Here is a 19,061-nt window from a genome sequence, read left to right as displayed (position 1 = left end):
CCGTTGAAGAAACGAGGATTTCTCATATGTGTCAGTGACATGAGAAATCCTCGAATGGAATACCAAGAGTCATTTTCAATGACCCTTGGTATGACCCATCGGTGAAATGTGGCTTTAACTGTTTCAAAGCGCTTCAATCGGGATGTATGAGAACGCTATTTTCGTGCTTTTTCGTGTTTTTCGTGGCAGACGTTTAAATTGCGCCGACCTGTTTCATGCTCAGCACGCCTTCGCGGCCAACGATCAGGTGGTCATGGATAGCAATTTTCAGCGGTTTCCCGGCGGCGATAATGGCCTTGGTCATGTCGATATCGCCCTGCGACGGCATGGGGTCGCCGGAAGGGTGGTTGTGGACTAAAATAACGGATGAGGCCGACAGCTCCAGCGCCCGGCGCATGATTTCGCGGGGATAGGCCGGGGCGTGATCGACCGTGCCGTAGTTCATGATCTCATCGGCAATGAGTTGGTTCTTCTTGTCGAGGAACAGCAGACGGAACTGCTCGCGCGGTTCGTGCGCCAGCGTCACGCGCAGGTACGACAATAGTGCCTGCCAGCTTGAAATGACCGTTGAGCGTTTCAATGGCTCGGCCATCAGCCGGCGCGTCGCTTCGAACATCAGTTGCAGATCGAGCGCGATGTCCGGCGTCATCTTCAGCGACCGGCCCTTGTTGTCGAGCGCGGAGACCTGAAGCATGTCCTCCAGCGGGGCCGACAGCACGGCGGACAGGCTGCCGAAACGGCTCAGCAGCGCCTTGGCCAGCGGCTTGACGTCGCGTTGCGGGATGGAGCGAAACAGGAACAGCTCCAGCACTTCGTAATCGGGCAAAACCGATATCCCGCCGCGCCGCGCCCGGTCGCGCAGCCGCTGACGATGGCCGCCGTGGTCGGGCAAGGCGGGGTCGCGCAGTGTGGTTTCGCTTGTCGGTGGCTCCCCCTCAGCCATGTCCGCTATCTCAGCTCACCGGTTGGGGGCGGAACTTATCCGAGGCCGTGAAGATTTCCAGCCCGTCCTTCGTCACGCCGATACTGTGTTCGCACTGCGCCGTCAGCGACTTGTCGCGCGTCACGGCGGTCCAGCCGTCATTGAGCACCTTCACCTCCGGACGGCCAAGATTGATCATCGGCTCAACCGTGAAGAACATACCTTCTTCCAGCACCGGGCCGGTGCCCGCGCGGCCAAAGTGCAGGACATTGGGGTTGTCGTGGAAGACCTGCCCCAGACCGTGGCCGCAGAAGTCGCGCACGACGCTGCACCGCTGGGCTTCGGCGTATTTCTGAATGGCGTGGGCGATGTCGCCGAAGGTGTTGCCGGGCTTGATCTGCGCCAGCCCCAGATGCAGCGACTCATAGGTCACATCGACCAGACGCCGGGCCTTGGCATTGACATTGCCGACCTCATACATGCGCGAGGTATCGCCATGCCAGCCATCAATGATGGCGGTGACGTCAATATTGACGATATCGCCGTCTTTCAACGTCTTGGCTTCGGACGGGATGCCGTGACAGACGACGTGGTTGGGCGAAATACACACGGTGTGCATATAGCCGCGATAGAAGACGCAGGCCGGCAGCGCGCCGTGGTCGAAGATAAATTCCCGCGCCAGATCATCGAGATAGGAGGTCTTCACGCCGGGCACCACATAGGGGATCAGCATGTCGAGGCAGTCGGCGGCGACCTTGCCGGCGCGGCGCATACCTTCGAAGCCTTCGGGCCCGTGGATTTTGATACGGTCGGTGCGGGTGATGTAATCGCTATCTGTGGTCATGGCGGCAATATAGTCATTTGATGACGCCAAAGCCAGACTAAAGCGCAAGGCCTTTGAGACTGGCGGCGTGAAGGAGCGCCAGGATCAGAATACCGCTAGGCGTGACTTCGTAGAAAATCACGTGACGCCCGTGTTCGTGGCGGCGTACACCTTCGGCGACCGCGTTTGCCTGCCGCCCCATGCCGGGATTTTCAGCCAGCAGGTCGAAACAGAGCCTCAGGTCGTGCTGATAGCGTTCGGCCTGTGCGAGGCCAAACCGCTCGATCGTGTAAATGAATATGTCGAGCAGGTCGCCTTCGGCGCGGGCCGACAGCCGGTAATCAGCCACGTCCAAAGTCCTGACGGGCGGCGGTACGGCGTTTGGCCTCGGCAAAAATGTCGGCCACCGTGCGCTCGGAAGGTGGTGCCGTGCGCGCCTCATCAATAATCTGCCGCAGATCGTCCAGAGTCAGTTCCTGAGCGCGCCGTTCGCGGTCGCGACGCACCAGATCGCGCACATAGTCGCTGGAGCTGGCATATTCGCCGTTGCGCGTCAGCTCTTCGATCCAGTCCTTCATCTGATCGGGCAGGGAAACGGTCATGGTCGCCATCAAAACACCTCTCTCCCCAGCCTATATCAAGTAAGCAAAATTCACAAATATTCATAAAACGGACGTTCGCTGGCGCAGACGCGCACCGCTCTGTCCACGTTAAATCGTTAACCTATTATTGACCTTTGGCTGAGGCGCCTCAAATATGAAAGCGCCGGATCAGGTGCTGATTCGGGCTGTGGAGTAGGGTTATGTCGAACGCGCGTATTCTGGTTTTTGGCAACGAAAAGGGCGGGGCGGGGAAGTCCACCGTCGCCATGCACGTGGCGGCCGCCTTGCTGCATCAGGGCAAGCGCGTCGCCATTATCGACCTCGACCTGCGGCAGCGCTCGCTGGCGCACTTTTTCGAGAACCGTAAAAAGTGGGCGGCGGCCAATGAAAAGATCCTGCCGCACGCGGTTGAGCCGTTTCTGCACAAAAACCCGGCCGAGCTGGTCAAGGTAGCGGATGCCGAGGCCAAGGCTGCCTTTGATCGCGCGCTCAGCGAAGCGATCGACGTGGCCGATTATGTGATCATCGACACGCCGGGCGGCGACAGCTTCCTTTCGCGCCGTGCCCACGCGGTGGCGCACGTCATCATCACGCCGATGAACGACAGCTTTATCGACTTTGACCTCTTGGGGCAGGTCGATCCGGTGACGCTCGACGTCAAACGCCCGTCCATCTACGCCGAAACCGTATGGAATTCGCGCAAGGTACGCGCCACCTGGGACGGCAAGACCATCGACTGGATCGTGCTGCGCAACCGCCTCGCCACCAATCAGGCGCGCAATGCCAAGCGTATCGACGACCGGCTTCAGGCGCTGGGCAAACGGATCGGCTTCCGCGTTGCGGCGGGCTTGCGCGACCGCGTGCTGTACCGCGAACTGTTCCCATTTGGGTTAACGGTGCTCGACCTCAGCGAGGAGATCAAGCCCGTGGCCGTGTCCATGGCGCACGTCTCGGCGCGCGCCGAAATCCGTGCCGTCATGCTGGCTCTCGATCTCGAAAACGCGGCGGCGGTGTCGGAACAGTTGACGGAACTGGGGCCTCAGCTAGAAACGGACGAGGACGATTTCGAAGCGGCGGAGTAATTCTGCCCCCGTCCGGGACAACGCCCTGTGTATCTGATCATTGCCGCCGCTGCCGCCTTTGTCCTGATGGTCTGGGTTGGACGTCAGTCGCGTCTGGGGAAGCTCAAACCCGGTCCGTGGATCAGGCAAAAGCGCGCCCTGATCGCCGTAGGGGCCGTGGCCGTGGCCATGGCGGGTGTCGTTTGCGTGGCGCGAGGACAATATATTCTGGCCAGCATTCTGGTGTCCATCGCCTTTGCCATGGCGGGCGGGGCGCGGTATCGCCGTGAGCCCAGACCGACGGGGGCGTGGACACAGGCCGAGATCGAGGCCTATCGCACGCTGGGGCTGGAGGTCGGGGCGGATCGCCGCGCCATCGTCAAGGCATGGAAACAGCGTATGAAGGCGGCACACCCGGATCAGGGCGGCTCGGATGCGTTGGCGGCAAAACTCAATGCCGCGCGGGACACGTTATTGAAGCAAAAATAGCTTCAGCACAGCCGTAAACCTTACGACTTCACCACCATGCAATCGAGACGCTTGGCCTCGATGGCCTTGCAGGCCTTTTGCGCCTCGGCCTTGGTCATGTCGATAAAGCGCGTGCGATAGCGGCCAGCGTCGTTTTCCGACACGTCGGTTTCAAAGCCTTTGAGGATCGGGAAGCGCTTCTTGATGTCCTTGGCCCAGTCGGCGGCCAGCGACTTCTGCTTGAAGGCCCCGACCTGCACCGCCCAGATGGCGTCCGGGTCTTTTTTCTTCTTTTTGGCGGCGGCGGTGGTCGAGGTCTTTTTGGCCGCGGCCTTCTCCTCGGCGGCCTTTTCGGCCTTGCTGAGCGCGGCCACCACGGCCGGGGCCTTGGCGGTGCCGGACAGGCGTTGCACGGTGGTGCCGTCTTCGTCGTCCTGCGCGTCAAGGGCGGCCATCAGGGCATTGGAATCGCCCACCACCTGATATTTGGGAGCCATGGCGCTGCGGAATTCGTTTTGGGCCACAACGATCTGCTCACCTTTTTCACGGCGGGCGAAGACATCAAATCCGGTATTCATCAGCGTGCTGACGTGTTCGCGGCGCTGCGCCTTGTTCGAGCCGCCCAGCATGACGGCGATCAGGCGGTGATTGCCTTTGCGCTGCGACGCGACGAGGTTATAGCCGGCGGCGTTGATAAAGCCGGTCTTCATGCCATCGACGCCGGGATAGGCCAGCAGCGGATTGTGGTTCGAATAGGTGCGGCCATTGAATTGCACCGACCGCACGTGGAAATATTCGTAATATTGCGGGAAGTCGCGCATGACCGCGCGCGCCAGAACCGCGAAGTCGCGCGCCGAAGACACCTGACGCGAATCGGGCAGGCCCGAGGCATTGACGAAGTTGGAGCGCGTCATGCCCAGCTCCTGCGCCTTGACGGTCATCAGGGCGGCAAAGCGCTGCTCCGAGCCACCGATATGCTCACCGAGCGCGGCGGCCAGATCGTTGGCGGAGTAGGCGGCGATCAGGCGCATGGCCATATCAACCGTGATGGTGTCGCCGGCTTTCAGACCCGACTTGGTGGGCGGCATGGACGCGGCGTAAGCGGAGAGGGTGATGACGTCATCGGGCTTCAGGCGGCCCTGCGCCATCTCCTCAAATGCCATGTACAGCGTCATGATCTTGGTCAGGGAGGCGGGGTAGCGCGGCGAATCGGCGCGCATGGCGTAAAAGACCTCACCCGACTGCGCATCGACCACTATGGCCGCATAGCGGTCGCTGGCGGCCGGGTCCTGAGCGCGGGCGGGCGATACGACCAGCACGCCAATCAGCGCCAGAGCCGTAGCGATCGTTGCCAGCATGGCCCGCAAATTGACCGCTTTCGCCGCGACCCTGACCGGGTTCCGTGTCGGGGCCGTGTGAGACATTTTCTGACGCATTCGCATATCCCGCTTTTACGCTGCTACTGACTGAACGGCGACCAAACGCCGCAAGGGGAGGTATTTTGGATGCCCGCGCAACCCCGGCCAAGGACAAAACCGACCTTAGTCAAGACGCGAAGGTGACATAAGACCATGGAAAGCCAGGCCTGTCAGCCTCAATTCATTCATCCTTAATCAGAACGCCCGATTTCCTTACCAGCGTCTTACAAAAGCGCGTATTTTTGGCCAAAATGCGCCCGGATTCGTCCGCAGGGTGAGGAAAGCGCATCACAATCGCGTTAGGTTTTTGTGCGCTGCACAATATTTATTGACCTCATGCTGCATCCGCGTTATACACAGGGTCATTACGGGCGACGCTTTTACCTCTTAGGTCGTGTTCAGCCCGGTTTGCGGACACCCCGCCTAACCCTGAGTGGAGAGACTGCCATGGTGGATACCGAAACCTACAAGGCGACCGTCGAAAAAATGACCGTTGCGTCCAACCAAGCCTTCAAGGACGGCGTTGAAAAGACGCTCGGCGCCCTGAACGAAGTCAACACCCTGTCGAAGGCCAATGTTGAGGCCGTCGTCGAAAGCCTGACCGCCGCCACCAAGGGCGCGGAAACGGTCGGCGCGCAGGCCGCGGCCTACACCAAGAAGAGCTGGGAAGAGGCCGTTACGGCTGCCAAGACCCTGTCTTCGGCCAAGTCGGTGCAGGAAGTGATCGAGCTTCAGTCGTCCTACGCCAAGTCGGCGCTCGAAGCCTACGTGTCGGAAATGAACGCCCTGACCGAGACCCTGTCGGCCTCGTTCAAGGACACCTTCAAGCCGCTCAACGCGCGCATGACGGCGACCGTCGAAAAGTTCCAGTCCTACCGTTAATCGACGGTACGGTCTGAAAAAGATTAATCCCCGCAGGCAACTGCGGGGATTTTTTTTGGACACGAAAGGAATTTGGCCACGAAAAACACGAAAAGCTGTAAAAGGCTGCGGGGCCAGATGCGCCGAGGCGGCGCTGTCAGTTTTTGCGGCAACAGTATGTCGGGCGTTTCACGCAACGTATCTGTGGTCTGAGGTTCGTTTTTTTTCGTGTTTTTAGTGGCTAATTCTCTTTGCCCGCCCAGCCCATGCCTTGCGCCGGGCCGTCGGTCGGGCGCAGGGGCTTGCTCATGAAGATCACATCCAGCCAGCGGTCGAACTTATAGCCGGCCTTGGGCAGCTTGCCCGTATGTTCAAAGCCTGCCTGTTCATGCAGGCGGATCGAGCCCGTGTTTTCGGCGTCACCGATCACGGCGTACATGGCGTAGAAGCCGGCCTCGGTCGAAGCCGCTATCAGGGCGCTGAGCAGGGCCTTGCCCACGCCCTTGCCCTTGTGCGCGGGGTGGACATAGATGCTGTCCTCGACCCCGTAGCGATAGGCGATGCGTGCCCGAAACGGCGAGGCATAGGCATAGCCGATGACGCTATCGCCTTCGGTCGCCACCAGATAGGGCAGGTTCATGCCCCGCAATTCCTGCCAACGCGCCCGCATGGCGTCCTCGCCCGGCGGTACGATATCGAAGGTGCCGGTGCCGTTCAGCACTCCGTCCTTGTAGATTTCGGCTATGGCGGCGAAGTCGGTGACCTGAACCTTACGGATTTCGGGCATGGGAAGCTCTAACAGAACAGTCGGTTTCTCCTCCCTGTGCCGAAGGCATCGGGAGGTGTCAGGACGCGAAGCGGATTGACGGAGGGGGATGACTCAGGCCTTTCCTCAAACGCGATATCTGACGAGATATCTGGTTCAAGGACTGAGTCTGCAACGCCTTCGGAGGTATCCCCCTCCGTCATTTTCGCTATCGCTCAAATGCCACCTCCCCACGGCAAAGCCGCAGGGAGGAGAGCAGGTTTACGCAGGCTTGGTCCAGCCCTTGTCCAGCGCCCAGATGGCGAAGGCGTAGTTGAGCGCGGTTTCCTTAAGGCGATCAAAACGCCCCGAAGCCCCGCCGTGCCCGGCCTCCATATTGATCTTGAGCAGGATGGGCGACCCCGATGTGGTGTATTCACGCAGCTTGGAGGCCCACTTCATCGGCTCCCAGTAGGTGACGCGCGGATCGGACAGGCCGCCCGTGGCCAGAACCGGCGGATAGGCCTTGGCCGTCACATTGTCATAGGGCGAATAGGAGGCGATATATTCGTAAGCCGCCTTGTCCTCCAGTGGATTACCCCATTCCGGCCATTCGGGTGGCGTCAGCGGCAGAGAGGTGTCGCTCATGGTGTTGAGCACATCGACGAACGGTACCTGACCGATCACGCCGCCCCACAGGTCCGGCCGCAGATTGGCAATGGCCCCCATCAGCATACCGCCGGCCGAACCGCCCTGCGCCACGATGCGGCCCTTGGCGCCATAGCCATTGGCGATCAGATGCTCCGCCGCGGCAATAAAGTCGGTAAAGGTGTTCTTTTTCTTGAACTTTCGACCTTCGAGGAACCAGTTATAGCCCTTTTCCGTGCCGCCGCGGATATGCGCAATGGCGTAGATAAAGCCGCGATTGACGAGGCTGAGGGTCGAAACCGAGAAGGTCGGCTCCATCGAAATGCCGTAGGAGCCGTAGCCGTAGAGCAGCATGGGCGCCGAGCCGTCCAGCCTGGTATCCTTTTTCATCAGCACCGTCACCGGCACCTCTGCCCCATCCGACGCCTTGGCATAAAGACGCTTGGCGACATAGTCGGCGGGGTTGTGGCCCGACGGCACGACCTGCGTCTTGCGCAGCACCCGTTCCTTGGTCGCCATGTCGTAATCATAGGTCTGGGCCGGGGTGGTCGGTGAGGTATAGGTGTAGCGCATCACCGTCGTGTCGTATTCCATCGACCCGCCGAGGCCCAGCGCATAGGCCTCTTCCTTCACCGCGATCTCGTGCTCGCTGAGGTCGGCCTTTTTGGTGATGACGATGCGCGAATTGGCGTTTTCGCGTTCGGTACGTACCATGTGGCCCTTGAACAGGCCAAAACCGGTGACATAGATGCCCGGACGGTGCGCGATCCACGGCTTCCATGTTGAGCGCGCCGGGACGGCCGCGGTTGAGGTCATGATCTGGAAATCGACCGCGCCGTCGGCATTGGTCAGGATAACAAAGCGATCGTCCCAGTGATCGACGCTGTATTGCACGCCCGTGTGACGCGCCTCAACGACCACGGGGGCAGCGGTCGGCGTTTTGGCCGGGATCAGACGCGCCTCCGAGGTTTCGTGGTCATTGATGCTGATCAGGATGAATTGCTCATCCGAGGTCAGGCCAACGCCCATGAAGAAGCCGGGATCGGTTTCCTCATAGACCAGCACGTCCTCACCACCCTTGGCGGGGCGGCGGTAGAGTTTGGACGGGCGACCATTATCGTCGCGGAAGGTCCAGAAGATATATTGCGAATCCGGCGTGAAGACGAAATCGCCGGTGGCGCTTTCGACCGGCGTGCCCAGCACTTGCCCTGTGGCGAGGTCTTTGACGTATATCTTATAGACCTCAGAGCCTTGCGTGTCCTCGGCCCAGGCGTAGAGCGTATGATCGGGGCTGTGGGTCGTGGTGGCCGTTGAATAATATTCGTGGCCCTTGGCGGCGGCGTCTTCGTCCAGCAGGATTTGCTCATCGGCCGGGATCTTGGCGAAGGGCACGGTTTCGCTGCTGATCTTGTCCTTGCTGCGCGGCTTGCGGGCATTGATTGGGTGCTGACCGCCGATATTGTAGCGGACATAATATTCCCACTGGCCATCGGGCGCAGGCACCGACGAATCGTCTTCTTTGATACGGCCCTTGATCTCTTCGAAAATGGTCGTTTGAAGCGCCTCGGTCGGCTTGAGCAGGGCAGCCGTATAGGCGTTTTCCTCGATCAATTGCGCCTTGACGTCGGCCTTGATGGCAGCGGGATCGCGCAGTACGGCCTGCCAGTTGTCGTCCTTCATCCAGAAATAGTCGTCGGTGCGCTTGAAGCCCAGTTGCTCGATCGTGTGCGGCTTTTTCAGGGGCTTGGGGGCGGAGGTTTTGGACATCAGACTCTCTGCGGCGAAGACGGAGGAAGGGGCAGCCACCAGACCGGCGTTGAGGGCCACGGTGGCCCCGGCGCTATAATTCAGGAAATTTCGGCGATTGAGGCCACGAACCGGCGGGTTTTTCATAGGGGCACCTTTGACAAATTGCATTCGGGACGCAAGGATGAATTGGGTAACAGGTTGATACGATCCACCACCGGACGTCAACTTACGCCTTGTTTATTTGTGATGGTGCTTTGGGCATGGTTTTGGCCCATTTGGGGGGTAAGACATAGGATATGGATGCTGACCTGACCCTCGACCTGATCGAAGCCACCGTTCAGATTGACCAGCCGGTCAATGATCAGAAGCGCATGGTGGGTACAGGCTTCCTTGTGTCCGTTCCGCGCGAAGGGGCCGCCCCCGAAGTGGTGCTGGTCACCGCCGCCCACGTCTTTGAGCGTATGCCGCAGAACGAAGTGCGTATCGGCTGGCGCGTCAAGGCCGCCAATGGCACCTGGCAATATAGCCCCACCCGCATCCCCATCCGCACCGATGCCGGGCCTCTGTGGACGCAAAACCCCAAGCAGGACATTGCCGTCATCGCCGTTCAGGTGCCACCGTCCTATAAGGACAAGGCCATCCCTTTGAGCTGGCTGGCCGATGAGCGCTCGTTCGATCAGTGGCACGTCTCGCCCGGCGACGAGATGATGACGCTCGGCTATCCGCACGGCTATTCGGCTAATACGATCGGTTTTCCCATCCTGCGCGCCGGTCGGCTGGCCTCCTATCCGGTGGGGCCGGTATCGAGCTTCCCGACCTTTCTGATCGACCTGACGGCCATTCCGGGCAATTCCGGCGGGCCGGTGTTTATGACCGAACATACCGAGCGCGCGCCGGGGGCCGATGCGCCGAAGGCGACTCTGGTGTCCGGTATCCTGACCAAGCAGGTGGAGGTCAATGCCCAGCGTCTTGAGCTGGGCCTCGTCACCCATGCCGTCTTTGTGCGCCAGACCATCGAGCAGTTGTTCGTCGCGCGGGGGCAGGCCCCCGGCGTCAAGGTCGGCGTCACCTCATCGGCTGCGCCGCCGCCGGTGGTGATTGTGCCGAAAAAGCTCTCCCCCAGAGAGGCCGCCGGCGCGGCAGCGGCCGGACAATCCAAGAGCAAGCCCTGAGCCTCAGAGCCCCTCGGACAGGGTCTCCAGCGAGGCCGCTCCGGCGGTGATGGCGGTGTGCAGGGCCTGCGCGTGCGACAGGATGTGCGCGGCATAGAGCTTCCACAGTTCGACCTTGGCCTTCAGCCATGCGGGATCGCCGTCGTTGGTTTTGAGACGCGCCGTCGCTTCGACCGCGCCGCGCAGCAGGACGTAACCGCCGACCACGTCGCCGGTCAGTTTCAGATAGGCGGTGGCCCCGGCCTGAACGTCTGCCGGTCGGGCTTTCTTCTGCGCCACCAGCCACAGGCTGGCGGCCTCAAATGCCGTCAGGGCGGTTTCAAGCGGTGTGACGGACGTTTTAAGATCGTCACTTAGATCATTGTTTTGAATATAGGATTGGATATCGGCTTTAAGCTCCAGTGCCGAAGCCGCGTCGTCGCCCAGCTTGCGCCCCACAAGGTCGCCGGCCTGAATGCCATTGGTGCCTTCATAGATGGGGGCAATGCGCGCGTCGCGGTAATGCTGGGCCGCGCCGGTCTCTTCGATAAAGCCCATGCCGCCGTGCACCTGCACTCCGGCTGAGGCCACTTCGACACCGATATCGGTCGCCCACGCCTTGGCGACGGGGACCAGAAAATCCTCACGGCGCTTCACGCGGGCGTCGGCGTTCAGGCGATAGTCGTCGGCGGCTATGGCCGTCAGCAGGCAGATGCCGCGGGCCGCTTCGATCTTCGCCTTGGATAGGGCCAGCATCAGGCGCACATCCGGGTGATCGAAGATCGGGGCCTTCTTCTCGCCGGTGAGAACCGAATTGCCCTGACGACGATCACGCGCATAGGCCAGCGCCTGCTGATAGGCGCGCTCGGCAATGCCCACGCCCTGTACGCCGACGGCCAGACGCGCGGCGTTCATCATGGTGAACATGGCCATCAGTCCCTGATGCGGCTGCCCGACCAGTTCGGCCTTCGCGCCCTCAAACGCCATGACGCAGGTGGGCGAGGCATGGATGCCCAGCTTGTGTTCCAACCCAACGGCGCGCAGGGCATTGCGTTCACCCAGAGAGCCGTCGTCATTGACGAGGTATTTCGGGCATAAAAACAGAGAGATACCGCGCGTCCCTTCAGGTGCGCCGGGAAGTCGCGCCAGCACCAGATGCAGGATATTGTCGCGCGTTTCGTGATCACCCCAGGTGATATAGATTTTCTGCCCGGTCAGGCGGTAGGCATCGCCGTCGGGCACGGCCTGACTGGTGAGAAGCGCCAGATCGGAGCCCGCTTGCGGCTCGGTCAGGTTCATGGTGCCCGACCATTCGCCACTGGTCAGATGCGGCAGATAGAGCGCCTTCTGACGCTCGGTGCCGTGGTGGTGCAAAGCCTCGATGGCCGCCTGCGACAGGGTGGGATAGAGGGCAAAGGCCATATTGGCGGCGTGAAACATCTCATAGGCGGCCATTTCCAGCGCCTTGGGCATGGCCTGCCCGCCGTGTTCCGCAGGGGCGCCCAGACCGGCCCAGCCGCCTTCGGCAAAGGCGGAAACGGCTTCGGCAAAGCCGGGCGCTACCGTGACCTTATCGTTTTCGAGCTTCGCGCCGTGCGTATCGCCAACGCGGTTGAGCGGGGCCAGCACCTCTTCGGACAACTGCCCGGCGGCGTCGAGAATCGCATCCAGCAGATCGCCGTCGAAATCGGGATAGGCGGAACTCTGGTACAGGCGCTCAATGCCCGTTACCGCCGTCAGGCTGAACTTGAGATCCGCGAGCGGGGCACGGTAGGTCATGGGATTTCCTCAGCTTTTATTCTACTGAATTCCTGATGACGCATGACGTGGCGGCAGGGAAATTCACAGTTCCGTGAACTTCCCTTAGGTCACAAGGGAAAAGACGCGCAAAAACAGGGTAGGGCTTGATATGTAATTTTATCAGTTACATATAGCCGTTGATTTTGCACGCCGCATTGGCATAGTGTTTCGCAACCCACATCTGAGGAGTCGTTCCATGACGCCCGCCACCTATCACCGCGCCTCGCGCTACCTGCATTGGGCCATGGCCGCCCTGATCTTTTACATGGTCTTTCTGGGCTGGACGCTGGAGGACAAGGATGGGGGCCTCTTCTCACGCTATCAGATGCACAAGTCGGTGGGCTTCCTGATCCTCTTGCTGACCTTTGTGCGCATCGGTCTGCGTGTGGCCTATAAGGCCCCGCCGGAGATCGAGGGACCCAAATGGCAGATGGCGGCGGCGAAGGCCGTGCATATCGGCTTTTATGTGCTGATGATCGGCCTGCCGCTGAGCGGCTGGGCGTTGGTGTCAACGGCCAAGGTGCCGGTTCCGACCCTGTGGTTCGGCGTCGTACCGATCCCGCACCTGCCGCTGGGCCATGAGACGCATGAAGTGTTTGAGGCGCTGCACGGCCTGTTTGCCAAGCTGATCTTCTACGTCCTGATCCCGCTGCACGTCGGCGCAGCGCTTATGCACCATTTCATCCACAAGGACGACACGGTGACGCGTATGTTGCCGGGGCTGGAGCCCAAACCGACCCTGCTGCAAAGCGCGCTGAACGTCCGCTGGCTGGTGCCGGCGGTGGCAGTGGTAGGCGCGTTTGTGCTGGCCACCTTTATGATGCGTGGGGCGAAGGTGCCGGAGCCAGCCCCCGTCGCCGCCCCCGAAGCGGTGCAAACGGTCGCCTCAGCCGAACCCGAAGTCGTGGCCAGTGAAGCGGCCTCGGCCACAGAATCGGCCTCATCATCCACAGAGGTGTCCACAGCCGTGCCCGTCTGGACGGTCAGCAAGGCGGCCTCATATATTCATTTCGCCACCACCTTTAACGGTGAGGCCATCAAGGGCGGTTTCGGCGGCTATACGGCGGATATCACCTTCGATCCGCAACGCCTTGATCAGTCGAAGGCGACGGTGGTGATTGATCTGGCCTCGGTCAACAGCGGCGATTCCACCCGCGACGACACGCTGAAAAGTGACAGCTTCTTCAACACGGCCGCCACCCCCAAGGCGACCTTCAAGGCGACGACCTTCACCCAGACGGGGCCGGATAAGTATCTCGCTAAGGGCCGCCTGACCCTGCACGGCCAGACCAAACCGTTCGACCTGCCGTTTACGCTGAAAATCAACGGCAAGCAGGCCGTGATGACCGCCACCGCCAAACTTAATCGTCTGGACTATGGGGTGGGTTCCGGCGAATGGACGGCAACCGACGCTGTGCCCAACGCCGTGTCGCTCGACCTCAAGGTCACAGCCACGACGAAATAGGGCTTACGCGCGCGCCATGGTGTGATATGGCGCGCCATCCTTTTCTCCTCCCTGTCGCGTAGCGATGGGGAGGGGACCCTCAAGCGCAGCGCAGAGGGTGGAGGGGGATAGCACCTCTGTTTCAAGGGCTTCGGGCCTTCCGGCTACCGAGCCACCCCCTCCGTCGGTCTCGCTTCGCTCGCCGCCACCTCCCCATGCCTGCGGCACAGGGAGGAGAGATAGAGTTATGTCAACTGTTACCGATGCCATTGCCGCGCTGGAACGCGGCGAACTGATCCACCTGCCGACCGAGACGGTCTATGGGCTGGGGGCGCGTGCCGATGATTCGTCAGCGGTGGCAAAAGTTTTTGAAGCCAAGGGCCGGCCAAGGTTTAATCCGCTGATCGTGCATGTGGCGTCGCTGGAGGCGGCCGAAGCCATCGGCGTGTTTGACGATCGCGCGCGGGCCTTGGCTCAGGCCTTCTGGCCCGGCCCGCTGACGCTGGTGGTGCCGGTGCGCGATACGCAAAAGGTCTGTGATCTGGCGCGCGCCGGACTCGACAGCGTGGCAATCCGCGTGCCGTCGCATCCGTTGGCGCGCGCCCTTCTTGAAGGCTTTGCGGGCGGCGTGGTGGCCCCTTCGGCCAATCGGTCAGGTCGACCCAGCCCGACGCGCTTTGCCGATGCGCTCAGCGAAACCGGGGCCTTTGTCGGGGCATCGGTCGATGGCGGTGATTGTCAGGTCGGGCTCGAATCTTCGGTGGTCAGCCTGCTGGGCGATGTGCGTTACCTGCGCCCCGGTGCCGTGACGCGGCGAGAGGTCGAGGCGATCGTCGGGCCTCTGGCTGATGACGCCGCCGAAGGGCACCGCTCACCGGGCCGCCTCAGTCTGCATTACGCGCCCGACGCGCCTGTGGATATAGATGTGCAAAACCCGCCCGCCGACTGTGTGTATCTGGCCTTCGGCCCGGTGGATAAGGCTGTTGATTTTGCGGGGACAATCCTCAACCTCAGCCCTACGGGCAAGCTGTCGGAGGCCGCGGCCAACCTGTTCGCCTATCTGCGCGAAGCCGATGCCTATAAGCCCGCCCGTATCTGCGTCGCGCCGATCCCGTCGGACGGTCTGGGGGAGGCGATCAATGACCGCCTCAAACGTGCGGCGGGGTTTGTCGGGTAGAGCGCCACATTGCTTATAACCACAGATTTCACAGATTACACAGATTGGCGCTTCGGCACCTGCAATTGCGTTACACCCTCTCTGCCGGATCAGAACCCATCCTAATCTGTGCCATCTGTGTCATCTGTGGTTTCAAAATTTTTCAGGGGTGCTTGCGCGAAAAGGTCCATACCGTCTCGGACGACTGTTCCGGCACAAAGCGATAGCCTTCGGAGTCGAAGGCCTTGGCCGCTTGCGGATCGGTAATGCGGTGGTCGATGACGTAGCGCGCCATCAGGCCGCGCGCCTTCTTGGCAAAGAAGGAAATCATCGAGGTCTTGTCGCCCTTGATCTCGAGAAATTTCACCTCAATGACTTTCAGCTTCAACGCCTTTGTCAGGGCGGCGCGGGCATATTCCTGACTGGCCAGATTGAGCACCGTGTCGCTGCCCGTGGCTTTCGCATCCGCCACGATCTCTTTGGCGATGCGGTCGCCCCAGAAGGCGTAGAGGGTACTGCCCTTGCCCGTTTCCAGACCGGTGCCCATTTCCAGCCGATAGGGCCGGATCAGGTCGAGCGGGCGCAGCAGACCATACAGGCCCGATAATATCCGCACGTGATCCTGCGCAAAGGCCAGCCCGTCGGCATCAAGATCGCGCGCCTTCAGGCCCGTATAGACATCGCCGTCGAACATCAGGGCGGCGGGCAGGGCGGCCTGATCGGCAAAGGCTTTGTAGCGCTGATGGTTCAGTTCACCCAGCCTGGCCGAAATATCCATCAGCCGCTGAAGGTCAGCCGGTTTTTTGCCCTTCATGACCTTGAGCAGGCTCTGGGTCTCACGGGTAAAGCGCGGCTCGCTGGTCGGCAGGGGTGGAGAAACCGGCGTTTCGTCCAGGGATTTGGCAGGGGAAAGCAGCAGGATCATGCGGTTTGTTTAACGGCGAATCCCTGCGCTGCAAAGGGGTTTGCGGGCAATGGTGTATTCAATCGTGCGGTGGCGTATCTGTGGCGTCGGCGCGGAATGCCTGTAAATGTATTTTTCAAATAAAGATTTGATAAGGATAAAATAAAAATGCGCGTTTTTGGCGAGTTTTAAAGCGGCTTTCATTGGGTAAAATGTTATATTTCTAAATTTTTAAGGAATTTAACTGCAAATTCCGAACCTTGTTCTGTGTTTAATTAGGCGTAGCGTACCTCACTGTGAGCTAAGGGGCAAAGATGAACGCGGAAAGAGGGCCTTCCGCAACTTACGGCAGCGTGCTTGTGCTCGATTCCGACCGGGATCAGGCGCGTGAAATGGCGCGTCAACTGAGCCGTCAGAACTGGACGTCTGTGCTGTGTTTCAATGAGGTGATGGCGACGCGCACGCTACAGCATAACCGCTTTCAACTGCTGGTTATGGATGGTTATGTCGATGGCGTGGACATGCTGAAAAAGGTCGGCAGCCTCAAAGGCCTGATGCAGGATACGCCGATTGCCCTGATGTCCTTTGTCTGGAAGGGCGCGGGCGCCACTCAAAAGGTCCGCGAGCAGGCCTTGCAGGCCGGGGCGGATTTCATGCTGCCCAAACCCGTCGATCCGTCTGAACTGAAAATATTGCTGGCTGAGACGCTCAAGTTTCACCGCGCACGGCAGACGGACTTCCATGTGCTGGTCGTTGATCCGGACGTGCAACTGCGCACCTTTATCGGCATGACCCTGCAACAGGTGGGTTACAGGGTCAGTGTCGCCAACACGATGGAAGACGTGCTGTTTGACCATAATCTGGGTCTGGTCGATGCGGTAATAACCGCTGTGCTCATCCCCGGCATGGGCGGGGTCGAGGGTATCATGCAGTTACGCAAGGACTATCCGCACATCCGCACCCTGGCCATGTCCGAAGGCATCAATGACAAGATTGGCGCCATGCACGTGCTGGCGGCGGCCAAGGATGCCGGAGCGGATGAACTTTTGCCCAAACCGTTCGTCATACCCGAACTTATGACGGCTGTGGCGCGCATGGCCAAGCACCGCATTCAGGCGCGCAACGAAGAGGCCAAGGCCGCTCTGGACCCGACAAAGGTCGGCTGAGCCGGATATTGTTTTCGATTTAAAACAGGACGTGCGGGTTCATGATGCGCCCGCGCTCAAGGAGCGAAGCGTTAGCGCAACAAAAAACCGAAGCGCGTATCCGCCTTAGAACAGAACGTGCGGGTTCATGATGCGCCCGCGCTCAAGGAGCGAAGCGTTAGCGCAACCAAAAAACCGAAGCGCGTATCCGCCTTAGAACAGAACGTGTGGGTTCATGATGCGCTTCGGATCGAGCGCCAGACGAATGGCGCGCATGGCTTCGACCGCGGCCGGGTCCTTGTATTGCAGGGCCTCCTGCGTCTTCATGCGCCCCAGACCGTGTTCGGCCGAGATCGAGCCTTCGTACTGATGCACCAGATCGTGCACCACCTTGGCCCCCTGATCGCGCAGGGCGTTAAATTCGGCGGCGTCCATGCCTTCGGGGACGATGACATTAAAGTGCACATTGCCGTCGCCGACGTGGCCGAAGGTGACCAGACGTGCGCCGGGCAGGAAGGCTTCGACCGCCGCCGCGCCCTTTTCGATATAGTCGGCCATCTGCGACAGGGGCACGGAGACGTCGTGCTTCCACGCCGCGCCCTCGACCTTTTCGGCGGCGGAGTGCTCTTCGCGCAGACGCCAGAAGGCCGCGGCCTGGGTTTCGTTCTGGGCAATGGCCGCATCGACGATCAACTCTTCTTCAAACGCCGCCGTCAGCAGGCGCTCCATCGAGCCTTCCGCGCCATCAGGATCGCCGGACGCCACCTCGATCAGGGCGTACCAGGGGTATTCCCCTTCCAGAGGCTCGCGCGTATCGGGGATGTTTTTCAGCACCAGCGACAGGCCATAGCGGCCCATCAGCTCAAAGGCTTCGACCTGACCGCCGGTTTCCTGTTTGGCGCGACCCAGAAGGTCGATGGCCTTCTGCGCGGTTTCAAAGCCGACAATGGCCACGCAGCGCGAATTCATCACCGGGAACAGCTTGAGCGAAGCGGCGGTGATGATGCCCAGCGTGCCTTCGGCGCCAATGAACATCTGCTTGAGGTCGTAGCCGGTATTGTCCTTACGCAGGCGCTTGAGGCCATTGAAAATCTCCCCATTGGGCAGGACGACCTCAAGGCCGGAGACCAGATCGCGCGTCACGCCGTACCGCAGCACCGCCGTGCCGCCGGCATTGGTGCTGATCACGCCGCCGACCGTCGCCGTGCCCTCAGCGGCCAGTGACAGGGGGAAGAAGCGATTGGCCTTATCGGCAATCTCCTGCGCCTCAAGGAGGGTGATCCCGGCCTCCAGCACCATGGTGTCATCGGTCGGGGCTACGTCGCGGATGGCGCGCATACGCTCCAGCGATACAAGGATTTCGCCAAACGGAATCTGACCGCCGACCAGTCCCGTATTGCCGCCCTGAGGGGTGATGGCCACGCCGTGGGCGTTGCAGATTTTGACGACCTGCGACAGTTCTTCGGTGGTCTTCGGCAGGACCAGCAGCGGCGTGTGGCCCTTCCACTTGCCGCGCCATTCGGTCAGCTTGGCCGTCACGCGCAGTTCGTCGTCAGACCAGCCAGCCTCACCAACCACGGCCTTGATCTCAGCGATCACTTCGGGCGCGACGGGAGGGCATTGGGCGAAATCGGCGGTGGCGGTCATGCGGCGTATCCCTGCAAACAGGCGTGCGATATATGGAGCGGGGTTTAAACGGAGAATCGTCAAGTGCAAGCCAAAATCGAGCGTCCGGTCCCGGCGGTGGGCGTTGTTTGCTGGCGCGATGATGAAGTTCTGCTAATCCGTCGTGGACGCGAGCCGCGCAAAGGCCAGTGGTCGATCCCCGGCGGCAAGGTCGAGCGCTTCGAATCTCTCAAAGACACGGCCTTGCGTGAACTGCGCGAAGAGACGGGCGTTGAGGCGCGGCTGGGGCCGCTGATCGAGGTCTATGAGATCATCGAGCCGGGCAGCGACACCCATCCGGATGGCTTTCATCTGGTGCTGATCGACTATGTGGCCCAATGGACGGCGGGCGAGCCATTGGCGGCGGACGATGCCGACGAAGCGCGGTTCGTGGCCTATGAGGAAGCGTTGCGTCTTCTGATCGAGGATGATCTGAAGGATGTGGTCACCCTGTCAAGACCCCTTCGACTATGAGGGCAGTCCACGTATAATCCTGTAT

At 60.7% G+C, this 19,061-nt stretch carries 18 protein-coding genes; 8 read left to right on the top strand and 10 right to left on the bottom strand.

Annotated features, from left to right (window positions below):
- Nucleotides 1-193: 193 nt before the first annotated feature.
- Genes radC through LDL37_RS08915 form a run of 4 tightly spaced genes read right to left on the bottom strand, consistent with a single transcriptional unit; the run spans nucleotide 194 to nucleotide 2,356 of the window.
- Nucleotides 194-943 carry a DNA repair protein RadC gene (gene radC / locus LDL37_RS08930; RefSeq protein WP_290796961.1) on the bottom strand — a complete coding sequence of 250 codons (750 nt, stop codon included), beginning with the start codon at nucleotides 941-943 and terminating at the stop codon, nucleotides 194-196.
- Nucleotides 944-953: 10 nt separating this feature from the next.
- On the bottom strand, nucleotides 954-1,766 hold the full coding sequence (gene map / locus LDL37_RS08925; protein ID WP_013480514.1) for a type I methionyl aminopeptidase: 813 nt from the start codon (nucleotides 1,764-1,766) through the stop codon (nucleotides 954-956).
- Between the two features lie 37 nt (nucleotides 1,767-1,803).
- Nucleotides 1,804-2,094 (bottom strand): type II toxin-antitoxin system RelE/ParE family toxin, encoded by a 291-nt coding sequence (locus tag LDL37_RS08920; RefSeq protein ID WP_290796957.1) that lies wholly within the window; start codon nucleotides 2,092-2,094, stop codon nucleotides 1,804-1,806.
- A complete protein-coding gene (locus LDL37_RS08915; RefSeq protein ID WP_290796954.1) occupies nucleotides 2,087-2,356 on the bottom strand; it encodes a type II toxin-antitoxin system ParD family antitoxin in 270 nt (89 codons plus the stop codon). The genes LDL37_RS08920 and LDL37_RS08915 overlap by 8 nt, the downstream gene beginning before the upstream one ends.
- Before the next feature lie 191 nt (nucleotides 2,357-2,547).
- Here LDL37_RS08915 and LDL37_RS08910 point away from each other — a divergent pair, with 191 nt between their 5' ends.
- Nucleotides 2,548-3,429, top strand: a complete 882-nt coding sequence (locus LDL37_RS08910) for a division plane positioning ATPase MipZ (RefSeq protein ID WP_290796951.1) — start codon at nucleotides 2,548-2,550, stop codon at nucleotides 3,427-3,429.
- Nucleotides 3,430-3,456: 27 nt separating this feature from the next.
- Nucleotides 3,457-3,897, top strand: coding sequence for a molecular chaperone DnaJ (locus LDL37_RS08905; protein WP_290796948.1), 441 nt, complete (start codon nucleotides 3,457-3,459; stop codon nucleotides 3,895-3,897).
- Nucleotides 3,898-3,917: 20 nt separating this feature from the next.
- On the opposite strand, the gene LDL37_RS08900 is transcribed toward LDL37_RS08905, so the two are convergent.
- Nucleotides 3,918-5,234 carry a D-alanyl-D-alanine carboxypeptidase gene (locus LDL37_RS08900; RefSeq protein WP_290796945.1) on the bottom strand — a complete coding sequence of 439 codons (1,317 nt, stop codon included), beginning with the start codon at nucleotides 5,232-5,234 and terminating at the stop codon, nucleotides 3,918-3,920.
- A 507-nt stretch (nucleotides 5,235-5,741) separates the two neighbouring features.
- Between LDL37_RS08900 and phaP the strand changes: the two genes are divergently transcribed.
- Nucleotides 5,742-6,176, top strand: a complete 435-nt coding sequence (phaP, locus tag LDL37_RS08895; RefSeq protein WP_290796942.1) for a TIGR01841 family phasin — start codon at nucleotides 5,742-5,744, stop codon at nucleotides 6,174-6,176.
- Nucleotides 6,177-6,396: 220 nt separating this feature from the next.
- Here phaP and LDL37_RS08890 read toward each other — a convergent pair whose 3' ends face one another.
- Both LDL37_RS08890 and LDL37_RS08885 read right to left on the bottom strand, forming a co-directional pair.
- Nucleotides 6,397-6,942, bottom strand: a complete 546-nt coding sequence (locus LDL37_RS08890) for a GNAT family N-acetyltransferase (protein WP_290796939.1) — start codon at nucleotides 6,940-6,942, stop codon at nucleotides 6,397-6,399.
- 240 nt (nucleotides 6,943-7,182) lie between these two features.
- Nucleotides 7,183-9,441 carry a S9 family peptidase gene (locus LDL37_RS08885; protein WP_290796936.1) on the bottom strand — a complete coding sequence of 753 codons (2,259 nt, stop codon included), beginning with the start codon at nucleotides 9,439-9,441 and terminating at the stop codon, nucleotides 7,183-7,185.
- Between the two features lie 152 nt (nucleotides 9,442-9,593).
- Between LDL37_RS08885 and LDL37_RS08880 the strand changes: the two genes are divergently transcribed.
- A complete protein-coding gene (locus tag LDL37_RS08880; RefSeq protein WP_290796933.1) occupies nucleotides 9,594-10,469 on the top strand; it encodes a serine protease in 876 nt (291 codons plus the stop codon).
- Between the two features lie 3 nt (nucleotides 10,470-10,472).
- Here LDL37_RS08880 and LDL37_RS08875 read toward each other — a convergent pair whose 3' ends face one another.
- Complete coding sequence (locus LDL37_RS08875; protein ID WP_290796930.1) at nucleotides 10,473-12,227, bottom strand: acyl-CoA dehydrogenase; 1,755 nt, start codon at nucleotides 12,225-12,227, stop codon at nucleotides 10,473-10,475.
- Between the two features lie 217 nt (nucleotides 12,228-12,444).
- Here LDL37_RS08875 and LDL37_RS08870 point away from each other — a divergent pair, with 217 nt between their 5' ends.
- Complete coding sequence (locus LDL37_RS08870; protein ID WP_290796927.1) at nucleotides 12,445-13,713, top strand: YceI family protein; 1,269 nt, start codon at nucleotides 12,445-12,447, stop codon at nucleotides 13,711-13,713.
- Nucleotides 13,714-13,939: 226 nt separating this feature from the next.
- Nucleotides 13,940-14,869, top strand: coding sequence for an L-threonylcarbamoyladenylate synthase (locus LDL37_RS08865; protein WP_290796924.1), 930 nt, complete (start codon nucleotides 13,940-13,942; stop codon nucleotides 14,867-14,869).
- A 142-nt stretch (nucleotides 14,870-15,011) separates the two neighbouring features.
- Here LDL37_RS08865 and yaaA read toward each other — a convergent pair whose 3' ends face one another.
- Nucleotides 15,012-15,773, bottom strand: coding sequence for a peroxide stress protein YaaA (gene yaaA, locus LDL37_RS08860; protein ID WP_290796921.1), 762 nt, complete (start codon nucleotides 15,771-15,773; stop codon nucleotides 15,012-15,014).
- 293 nt (nucleotides 15,774-16,066) lie between these two features.
- Between yaaA and LDL37_RS08855 the strand changes: the two genes are divergently transcribed.
- Nucleotides 16,067-16,918 carry a response regulator gene (locus LDL37_RS08855; RefSeq protein ID WP_290796918.1) on the top strand — a complete coding sequence of 284 codons (852 nt, stop codon included), beginning with the start codon at nucleotides 16,067-16,069 and terminating at the stop codon, nucleotides 16,916-16,918.
- Between the two features lie 192 nt (nucleotides 16,919-17,110).
- On the opposite strand, the gene LDL37_RS08850 is transcribed toward LDL37_RS08855, so the two are convergent.
- Nucleotides 17,111-18,544, bottom strand: coding sequence for an FAD-binding oxidoreductase (locus tag LDL37_RS08850; protein WP_290796915.1), 1,434 nt, complete (start codon nucleotides 18,542-18,544; stop codon nucleotides 17,111-17,113).
- A 63-nt stretch (nucleotides 18,545-18,607) separates the two neighbouring features.
- Between LDL37_RS08850 and LDL37_RS08845 the strand changes: the two genes are divergently transcribed.
- Nucleotides 18,608-19,036 carry an NUDIX hydrolase gene (locus tag LDL37_RS08845; protein ID WP_290796912.1) on the top strand — a complete coding sequence of 143 codons (429 nt, stop codon included), beginning with the start codon at nucleotides 18,608-18,610 and terminating at the stop codon, nucleotides 19,034-19,036.
- Nucleotides 19,037-19,061: the final 25 nt, after the last annotated feature.

The sequence above is a fragment of the Asticcacaulis sp. genome (genome assembly GCF_020217185.1).
Taxonomy (GTDB): domain Bacteria; phylum Pseudomonadota; class Alphaproteobacteria; order Caulobacterales; family Caulobacteraceae; genus Asticcacaulis.
This window is presented reverse-complemented; position numbering and strand designations above follow the sequence as displayed.